A 9,612-nucleotide genomic window follows, 5' to 3' on the forward strand; every position below is an offset into this window, starting at 1 on the left:
GCCCGCCACTGCGCCAGTCGCGGCGCCGCGGGCGCGCCCGCCGGACGGCGAGCTATCCGTGCTTGGCGTGCCGGCTTGGGCCTGGCATGCGCTGATGTCTTGTTGGGTGGTTTCGGCAGTCTGCCCTTTTAGGGGCGTGACCGTCTGTGCGGCGGCGCCAATGCAGAACAGGGAAAGGACCGGGGCGGCGCAGATAAAGATGGATTTTTTCATCGAAAACTCCATTCGCGGTCAGGGGCCCGCTACGTTGCAGTCTAGCTTGGCGTGTCGCGCCCATGGGCGAATGCGGCGTACATCAAATGGGGTATGGCCTATCTGCCCAATGTCCGGTGCGGCAAGGGCGGCGGCAGTCCTGCCGAGAAGCGATAGGGCTGCAGCGGCAGCAGGCCTTGGATCGTGCCCAGGTCGTTGGCGGCCTGGGCGCGCACCTGTTGCGCGGTCTGCTCGTTGCGCAAGGCTTGATTGGCCGCAAGCGATCGCGCGTCCAGCCTGGCCAGTTGATCGTGGAATGCCTGGATGGCGTGCTTCAGGCAATGGGCGAACGGCGGCGCCTGCGGGCGCGCAGCACGATCGGCTTGGGCCTGGGCGCGCAAGCGCTCGGCCCGGTAGCCGTCCACGACGGTGTCGATCCGGGCAGCGCCAATCGGTTCGATGGCGCGCAAACTCATCGTGACGCCTTGCGTGCGCGGATCCAGAGCTGCTGCGTCACGGCGCCGATCACGAAAATTCCGACCCACGCCGCCAGCGCGCCGCGCACCAAGGGGGACTGCGGCCCGTCCGCCAGCGGATGGGAGACAGGCAGCCGCGTCAGCGTTTCCGCTATCCCGGGGACCCACATCAGGAAAAAGCTGAACGAGAACCCCAGCTGGGCCAGATGCGGTTTCGCCCGGGACAGCCAGGGCATCCGCGACACGAGCAGCGCGCCCGATACCGAGAGCAACGCCAGAATGCCGAGCGCATGCCCGGCATTGAACCCGCCCGAGCTGGACAGCCCGAACGAGGTCAGCACGGCCAGCAGTAGTCCGCCCAGATAGATCTTACCGGTTCGCGTGCTGCTGTCGATCCCGCGATACCGCGCGAAGCTGTACAGGCCCACGGTGGCGGGCACGAGGCTGATGAGGGTGTGCGCGGCCCCCAAAGCGGAAATAGGATGTGGCATGGCGGATGCTCCTTGGAATCCATTAAAACAACCAACTAGTTGGTCGGTAGTTAAATAAAATAAAAGGCGCACCGGTGGGTGCGCTTCACGCTGTGATCAATCCGATACGGTCAACTGGCGAATGGCTGCGCGCGTAATCGACGCGAATACCTCGGGGTCGCCCAACGCGCGCGCGGTCAGCATCGCGCCATGCACGGTCGACATAAAGGCCTGCGCTTCAACGTGGATGCCGTCGCGCAGTTGAAACTGCCCCATGGACACGCCGCGTTCAAGCACCGATCCGATCCAGGCGGCCAATTCGCCAAAATACGCCCGCACTTCGTCCGCGATCGCTTGGGGAAGCATGGGCGCTTCGGCGGCCAGCATCGCGCAGATGCACATGGGCATCGAGCCGTCGCGCAGGCACTTGGCCCAGTAATCCGTGTAGGCAGTCAAGCGCCCCAAGGGGTCCGGGACGTGCTGATCCAGCGCCGCCAGCCCGTTGCGGGCCTGTTCGCGATGATGGACGACCACGGTAAGGACCAGATCCGCTTTGGCCGGGAAATGATGGTGAATGCTGGGCTTGCCGATATGGACCCGTTCGGACACATCGGCGTAGCTGAACCCGTGATAGCCCCCGGCGGCGAGCAGCAGTCGGGTTTGCTCGACGATCTCGACCGCTCTCGGGGAAAGCTCCAAACTCATTGCGAATCCATTCTGGGTGACGAAAAAAGCCTGCAAGCTGCCGCGGCGCATGGCGCAAGTGCCGCCATTGCGCAGGCATGGCTGCCAATCTACTAGTTGGTCGGTTGGAAGTCAAGGCCACCCCCGGGCCTTGGCAGCGGCGCCAAGCGGCGCCGCCGGTCGCCGATCAGCGCTTGCGGGCCGTCAGCCACTGCGCCGGCGAAAGCGCCTGGCCCACGATGCGCACTTCGCCGATGCTGCCGAAGAAGCCGTCGGCGCGCGCGCCGTCCCACGAGCCCGCGCCGATGATCCACGGCATGTCGGCCGCCAGCGTGGCCAGGCCAGGGGCATCGGACGCGTTGCGAAGCACCGGCGCGCCTTCGATGTACAGGATGGTTTCATGCGTGGCGTTGTCGTTCACGATGGCGACATGCAGCCACTTGTCGGCGATGATCTCGCCCGACCAGTTGGTCTTGGCTTCACGCGTGCCAGTGCGCTCGGGCACCACCTCCCACTGGATTTCGCGCAGGCTGGACACGGCGAACAGCAGCGGAGGCGACTCCGGATCGCCGCCGGAGAAGCCTGGCAATGCGCCGCGTTTGCCGTCGCGCGTCATGATGTTCATCCACGCGTGCCGCGACGCGGTCCAGTCGCGGTCGATCTTGATGAAGGCTTCGACGGTGTAGCCGTTGGGCGCCGTTTCCGCGTTCAGCGCGGCGGCCGTGCCGGTGGTGAAGTAGCTCATGCGCGCCGTGTTCTTGTCGGTGTTCAGGAACCGCACCGAGCCGGGAGCGGCAGACAGGTAGTGGTGGTCGTTGGACCAGACCACGTCGCCCAGTTGCGCGCCCGCCACGCCGTCGACGTTCAGGGATGCGCGGCGCACCGGGTTCAGGCCGGTGCGGTCGGCGACGACTTCGCCCACCTGCACCGGTTGGCCGTCCGCGCCGCCGAAGAAGCGCCAGTGCGCCAGCGTGCCGGACACCTGCGGGTAGTCTTCGCTGTCGGCCGCCGGCTTTTGCTCGGTGGCGGCCGGATCGGTGTAGTTGGCAAGAATCAGGGCGCGGGCCTGCTCGACCAGCGCGGTGTGCGTGGGCGCGGCCGCCTTGAAGTCCTTGTTGAAGCCGCCGAACCGTTTGGCGAAGTCCATCTTGATGGTGAACTGCTCGTTGGCGCCCGTCAGCACCGCCTGGTCGAACGTGTTGAGGGTGTCTTTCGGTTTTTGAGGCACCCACGGCGAGAACGACAGCACGCGGATCTCGTTGTTGCTCAGGTCGAATTCGTACAGGCGCATCAGGCCGTTGCCGCCCTGGTAGGCCATCTGGTAGTCCACCACCATTTCCTCGACGGGGTTGCCGAAGGCATTGGTCTTGGTCAGGTGCGCGGCGCCGTGATAGTGGCCGTTGAGCGTCATGAAGATCTGATCATTGTCGCGGATCAGCTTGTCCCACAGCATCAGGCCGTAAGGCACTTCCAGCGGCGTGACGCCGTCTTTGTCGATGTTCAGCAACTGGTGGTTGACCAGGATGACGGGCAGCGAAGGGTTGGCGCGGATGACCTGGTTGGCCCACGCCAGCGCGGCGTCGGAAATGCGCCACGACAATGACAGCACCATGAATTTCTGGCCCTCGGCCTGGAACACGTGGTACTCGTGGAAGCCGCTGGGGTCGCGGCCCCCGAAGGTGGCTTGCTGCTTGGCGCGGTCGGCGCCAAAGGTCCGCAGATAGGGCTCCACGGCCAGGTTGCGCTGCGCGTCGGTCGCGCTGCCCTGGCTGCTGGCGTCGACATAGTCGCGGTCCAGGATCACGTCGTGGTTGCCGGCCAGGATCGAGTAGGGAACGCGGGCGTCCTCCAGGATCTTCATGGCCGCGTCGGCCACCTTCCATTGGTCGGGCTTGCCCTGCTGGTCCACCACGTCGCCCAGATGGATGAGGAACGGAATGCTGAGCGATTTGGCGTGGTCGGCCACCCATTGTGTCTGGGCCTTGTACGGCTCGCTGCCGTACTTGCGCATGAACTGCTGGTTCTCGGCGTCGGTCGCATAGCGCGAATAGAACTGCGTGTCGGGCAAGACCGCCACCGCGAAGCTGGATACGTTCTGGGGTTGCGGTTGCGGTTCCGGATCCGGTTGCGGCGCGGGGGAGCCGGGCGCCGGGGTGGCGTCATCGTCGTCGTCGCTGGAGCAGGCGGACAGCAGCAGCGAGCCGCCTACCGGCAGCAGCGTGGCGCCGAAGCCTGCCTTGAGCAGGCTGCGGCGGCGCGGGTCTGTCGCCGTCGGCAGGGGGGAGTGTGTCTCGACAATGTCATGTTTACCGTCGTGCTTGTCTTGCGCCATCTGTGCCGCCCGTCCGAAAAAGTGGGAAGCATAGAAACGCCTAATGACGGGATGATGAATCCCGCCATGCCCGATCATCACTGCAAGCTGAGTGCTCCCTGGACGTCGACGCAGCGGTTGCACAGCCCGCCGCCATCCGGCACGGACTGCGCGTGCCGGCGGCAGCACGGACACGCGCGCCACGCCGTCGGCTGGAAGCTCGCTTGCGCGCCATCGTCCATCGCATCTTCCTGGCGCACATCCGCGGCGCCGAGCACGTCCGCGAATGCGCCAAGCCTGTTCGCCACGGTCCGCGATAGCATGACCTCCACCTGGGCGGCGCCCTTGACCCAATCATCCCGATGGGCCTCCACCCAGCGGTGCAGGGCCCCCTTGACCTCGACCGCTTCCTCATAGGCCGCGAGGCTTGCGGCCTCGTCGTCGAAGGCGGGCAGGCGGACGTCGGCAAGCGTGGCCAGCAGCACGCTGTCCGCTTGTTCCGCGCCTGCGGCTTTCAGGTACTGGAAGACCTCCTCGCACGAAAAGGCCAGTACCGGCGCCAGCAGCCGCACCAGCGTGCGCACCAGCAAGCCCAGCACATGCTGGACCTGCCGCCGGCGGGGCGCGTCAGGTAGGTCGCAATAGAGGCTGTCTTTCACCGCCGGGAAATAATCGCTGGACGCGCTTTCGGCATAGCGCAGCAGATGCGACACCGCGGCGGCAAAGTCATAGCGGTCGGCCGCCGCGCAGACATCGGCGCCCAGCTCGCGCAGCAAGGTCACCTGGACCCGGTCCAGCGGATGAGCCAGCGGCGGCGCGGTCCAATTGAAATCCTGCAGGTTCTGCAGGCAAAAGCGCATCGTGTTGCGCAGCTTGCGAAAGCGCTCTTGGGTCAGCGCCAGCGCCTCGCCCGAGAACTTCAGTTCGCGCGTGAAGTCCTGCTGCAGCGTCCACAAGCGCAGCACGTCCGGGCTCAAGGTCTTCAGCATCTGATCCAGCGGCTGGTAGTTCTTGCTGGACTTCGAGAACTTCTGGCCCGTGCCATCCACCACGAAACCGTGCGTGACCACCTGCTTGTAGGGCGCGCCGCCGCCCGCCGCCGCGCAGGTCAGTAGCGATGACTGGAACCAGCCGCGATGCTGGTCCGAGCCTTCCAGATAGACGTCGGCGGTACGCCCGTAACGCTGCATCAGCACAAGCTGATGCGTCACGCCGCTGTCGAACCACACGTCCAGCGTGCGCCGCGGGCCTTCGCTTTGCCAGGCTTCCACGCCTTCCTCGGCGACCCGCGCCGCCAGCCGCAGGTCATCGGGGTTGGCGGGATCCACCAGGGGCGTGCCCCACAACCGGTTGCGCGACACGCACCAGGCCCCACGGCCGACCAGCATGCTGGTCAGCCGTTCACGGCCGGAGGCTGGCACGAACTCCATCCCCTCCAAGGCACGCAGGGCATGCTGGCGGGTCTCGGCCAGGTCCAGGAACCACTCTTGCGACGCGCGGAAAAACACCGGCGTCTTGTGTCGCCAGCAATGGGGGTATTCATGTTCCAGGGTGGATAGGGCGACCACCAGGGGCGCGACGCGTTCCAATACGTGGGCCCTGGCTTGCGCAAGGTCCATGCCCTCCATGCCCGGCACGACAAAGCGCCCACGCGCGTCCAGGTACTGCTCGACCGCCAGGCCGTGTTGTTCGCAGACGCGAAAATCGTCCGTGCCGAACGCCGGCGCCATGTGCACCAGCCCCGTACCCGCGCGGCTGACGAAGTCCGCCGGCAAAACAGGAACGGTGCCTTGGGTATAAGGACTGACCACCATCAACCCCGCCAGCTCGAAGTCGGGCAGTGCTTCGTCACCGGGCTGGCGCAGGCGAACCCGTGTACGCGGGCCGTCGGCCACGGCAACATAGCTCAGCGTGGGGTTATAGGCGACGGCCTTGTTCGCGGGCAGCGTATACGGCGTCGTGGTCCATACGTCCACGAACAGGTTGTTGGCGCCCGCGACCGGAAACAGCACGACCAGGCTGTCGCCGGTCTTCGTTTTGTATTCGACCTCGGCCTCTGCCAATGACGAAGCGCACGCCGGACACCAATGCACTGGCCGCAGCCGCGTGACGGCGCCGGGCAGCGATTGAAACACCTGCGCCGCGCCGGCTTCGAAGCGGGGCGCCATGGTCAGGTAGGGCTGGTCCCAATCGGCGGCCACGCCCAGTTCCCGGAATTGCGCGGTCTGTCGTTCGACCTGCGACTGCGCGTAGGATCGGCAGGCCGCCACGAAGGCCGGCGGATCGTCCTTGGCGTGGCCCAGGCGTTCAACCTCCAGCTCGACGGGCAGGCCGTGGCAGTCGAAGCCCGGCACATACGGCGCGAAATAGCCTTGCAGCCGTTTGAACTTGACCACCGAGTCTTTCAGGCCTTTGTTGACGGCGTGGCCCAGATGCAGGGCCCCATTGGCATACGGCGGACCGTCATGCAGCAGGAAAAGCGGACGCGCGCCTTGCGTGCGATGCAGGCTATCGACGACCGGCGGGCTTGACCATCGTTGCAGGGTTTCCGTTTTATCGGCGTGGGCGGTGGTCAGCGGGAAAGCATGCTTGAAGAGATTCAGCGTGTACATTTTTTCGAGTCCAGAAATGCAAAAAGGGCAGCGTTCTGTACGCTGCCCTTTGGAAGGCGAGGTGCGAAGGTGGGGCTTAGCTGCCCAACGTAATTCGCCCCCGGCGCCCAATGGCAGCGGAGGAGCGAATAATCACGATCGACGGGAATCTGGACACGGTTGTTGGCTGATGGCGTGTTGACGTTGTGCATTGACTCTATCACAGCTACAGGACCGGAAACAATCGCAACAATAATTTTCGGGTCCGTCGCTGCGGCTGGCGCCGGGCCTGCCGGGCGGCGCACCGGCGCGGGGCGGCGGAGACCCGCGCCATTGCTGGCGGTTTGGCCGCAATGCCGGTCCGGGTTGTCGCGCAACGCCTGTCGCATTGTGCGCAATCGCGTGTCGCGCCATGTTTCAGGCGCCAAGCGGGCATTGCGGTCCGGTACTGGCTCAGTAGTATGCGCGGTCAACGATCTGATTCAGCCTCATTCAAGGACCGATCCATGACTTTGCCGCGAACGCGACTTGCGTTGTCCACCCTGGCCCTTTCGATTGCCCTGTCGGGCTGCGCGTCGCCTTCGCTAATGAGCGACGAGGGCACCCGGGATGACCCGCGCTACGCGCAACTGCTGGATCTGATCGACGAAGCGCTGAAGTCGGGCATGGCCGTGGTGTTGGTGGCCGACTTGACGCCCCATCCCACGCTGGGCGATGCGTTGGCCATGACGAAGTACACCACCCGCGCGATCTGGATGAACGAAGCCGCGCCGCAGGTGACCTTCAGCCGCAGCTTCCAGACCAATTCGCTGCAGCAGGACACCAAGATGCCCCATCTGTTCAAATCGTTCGAGGTGCATATCCTGCCGCCTGGCAAGTACCTGCTGACGGGCGGCGACGATTACAAGCTGAATGCGTTGCTTGACGAGGTGGGCGCTCAGAAGGGCCCGGTCGGATCGGGCCATGGCGCCAACGGCACGTCTTATTTGTCGCCCGAACTCTATCGCGAGTTCTACAAGCAGACCACATGGCAAGATGCCAGCTATGGCACGCAGACCAAAACGCGATCGGTCTGCACCGCCGTGCACGCGGCGTCGGGCGCCTGCGTAAGCTGGGGCGAGCAGCAATACAGCGACACCACGCAGACCTCGGCGGCGGGCTACCGCGAAGATACGAAGTATCGCGACATCCCCGCGATCAAGATCCAGTCGCGCATTCCGCCCAAGCAGGCGCTGGCAAGCTTCACGCTCAAAAGCGGCCAGTTGGTGCTGAGCCAGCGCATGCACTTGAAGACGCCCGCTTACCAGTACAAGCAGTCGGCATGCCGCGCGGTCGATCCCAAGATGATCGAATGCCCGCTTGAAGACTTGACGGTCTACACCCGCCCGGCGCCCATGGAGTTTTCGAAGAAGCTCATCGCGCAGCGCAAGAACGTCAGCGCGGAACACCAGCAGTTGCTGTCCAGGCTGGAACCGATGCAGATCACGACGCTGGGCAAGCAGGGCATGGAAGACCCGGTCTGGGGCGTGCCGGTGTCGATGCGCAAAGGAAAATGAGCGAACCTGCTGACGGGGATCCGCGCAAGCGCTGGCGCGAGCAGCAGCGCGCGCAGCGGCTAGAGCAGGCCGACGATCAGCGTGCCGCGCTTGACGCCCGGGCGGCCGAGCAGCAGGCATGGGCGGAGCGCGCGCGACAGACACCGGCCCAGGCCCGCGTGGCATGGCAGGGCCTGACGCTGCGGGTGTTGAACCTGGCGCAGGCCCAGACGCTGTTGGGCCGGATCCGCGACACCGACAACGGTGCGTACTACGCCTTGCTGGACGAGGCCGCGGCGGCACGGCGGCCCATCACCGGAGACGAGCAATGGGTGGTGCTGGTGACCGACGAGCCGGTGGTGGCAACGGCGTTGGCGCTACCGGCGCAACTGCCCGATCACCCGGCCTTGCGGATAGCGGGCTGGGTGTTCACGGCGGGTCTGGACGCTGATGCGGTGCGCGTGGCGGAAGCGGCGGACCGGCATTCGGAACCCGGCGCGCCAGGCGCCGACCCTGAGGCCGGCCCGATGCTGGTCGCGCTGGGTCCGGCGCGGATCGGCCTGTTGATGCTGCCCGCAGGGCGGCATGCGTTCACCGAAGGCTTGGATGCCACGGGGTTGTTATGCCGCCACTATCGCTGCCAGGTGCTGGTGCGCGGCGCGCTGCGGACGGACTGCCTGATCGCCGCCGGCAATGACGTGTATTGCACCAAATCGCCGCAGGTCGGCCTGCTTGCCACCGACGACACCGACCCCGACCGCAGCCGCGTCATGTCGCGCCACGGGCGCAGCTATCGCTTTCATCCGCCCACGCATGCGATCTCGGACATCGTGGCGCCGCGCTGGTTGCGCCGCGATGCCCGTGGTGCCGCGCGCCTGGCGACGTGTCTTGCGGATCTTGCCGACGTGCAGGCGTTGCTGCGCCCGCATAGAGAGATCGACGGAGTCTATGACGGGTTTCCTGGCGAAATCGAAGACGCCATGGAACGCCTGTCGGTCTTGCTGCGCACGGCGGGGCCTGCGCAACTGTCCGTGCGGTTCGGGCCCGGCCCTTCGAATCATGCGCAGTACTCCGAGACCGCCACAGGCGCTCGCGAGTTGGTGCGGCAGATCGCCCATTCGGAATATGTGCGCATCAGCGCCACGCAACCGGGCGCGGGCGGCGCGATCGCATTGCGCGTCGCGCATTTGAGCGCCCCGGTGCGAGAACGCCACGTGCGCGACGCCCGGCCCGAAGACGACGACGCCGAGGCGCGCATGATCAAGCGCGCCTTGCGCCACGCGGTCACCGGCTTGCTGGCGCACTACGACCCGGCGTAAGCCCTCAAAGGTGCCGATGGCTGCACGCCATCGG

General features: G+C 65.8%; 7 protein-coding genes and 1 pseudogene. 2 read left to right on the forward strand and 6 right to left on the reverse strand.

The features are described 5' to 3' along the window. The 6 genes and pseudogenes from ACE039_RS24815 to ACE039_RS24840 form a co-directional block, all read right to left on the reverse strand. Positions 1-225 (reverse strand): annotated as a pseudogene (locus ACE039_RS24815) (hypothetical protein); the annotation flags it as partial. Between the two features lie 86 nt (positions 226-311). After that, the gene (locus ACE039_RS24820) at positions 312-668 is read right to left on the reverse strand and encodes a hypothetical protein (protein ID WP_485823578.1); all 357 of its coding nucleotides are present in this window, start codon (positions 666-668) and stop codon (positions 312-314) included. Beyond that, entirely contained in the window at positions 665-1,159 is a 495-nt protein-coding gene (locus ACE039_RS24825) for a hypothetical protein (protein WP_105556158.1), read from the reverse strand. The genes ACE039_RS24820 and ACE039_RS24825 overlap by 4 nt, the downstream gene beginning before the upstream one ends. A 96-nt stretch (positions 1,160-1,255) precedes the next feature. Next, on the reverse strand, positions 1,256-1,843 hold the full coding sequence (locus ACE039_RS24830; RefSeq protein ID WP_485823579.1) for a TetR/AcrR family transcriptional regulator: 588 nt from the start codon (positions 1,841-1,843) through the stop codon (positions 1,256-1,258). 166 nt (positions 1,844-2,009) lie between these two features. After that, complete coding sequence (locus ACE039_RS24835; RefSeq protein WP_485823580.1) at positions 2,010-4,154, reverse strand: laminin G domain-containing metallophosphoesterase family protein; 2,145 nt, start codon at positions 4,152-4,154, stop codon at positions 2,010-2,012. Between the two features lie 77 nt (positions 4,155-4,231). Then, positions 4,232-6,745 carry a class I tRNA ligase family protein gene (locus ACE039_RS24840; protein ID WP_485823581.1) on the reverse strand — a complete coding sequence of 838 codons (2,514 nt, stop codon included), beginning with the start codon at positions 6,743-6,745 and terminating at the stop codon, positions 4,232-4,234. Positions 6,746-7,230: 485 nt separating this feature from the next. Between ACE039_RS24840 and ACE039_RS24845 the strand changes: the two genes are divergently transcribed. After that, positions 7,231-8,280, forward strand: coding sequence for a hypothetical protein (locus ACE039_RS24845; protein WP_485823582.1), 1,050 nt, complete (start codon positions 7,231-7,233; stop codon positions 8,278-8,280). Further along, positions 8,277-9,578, forward strand: coding sequence for a hypothetical protein (locus ACE039_RS24850; protein ID WP_485823583.1), 1,302 nt, complete (start codon positions 8,277-8,279; stop codon positions 9,576-9,578). The genes ACE039_RS24845 and ACE039_RS24850 overlap by 4 nt, the downstream gene beginning before the upstream one ends. Positions 9,579-9,612 lie beyond the last annotated feature (34 nt).

This window comes from Achromobacter maghribensis (assembly GCF_057334215.1).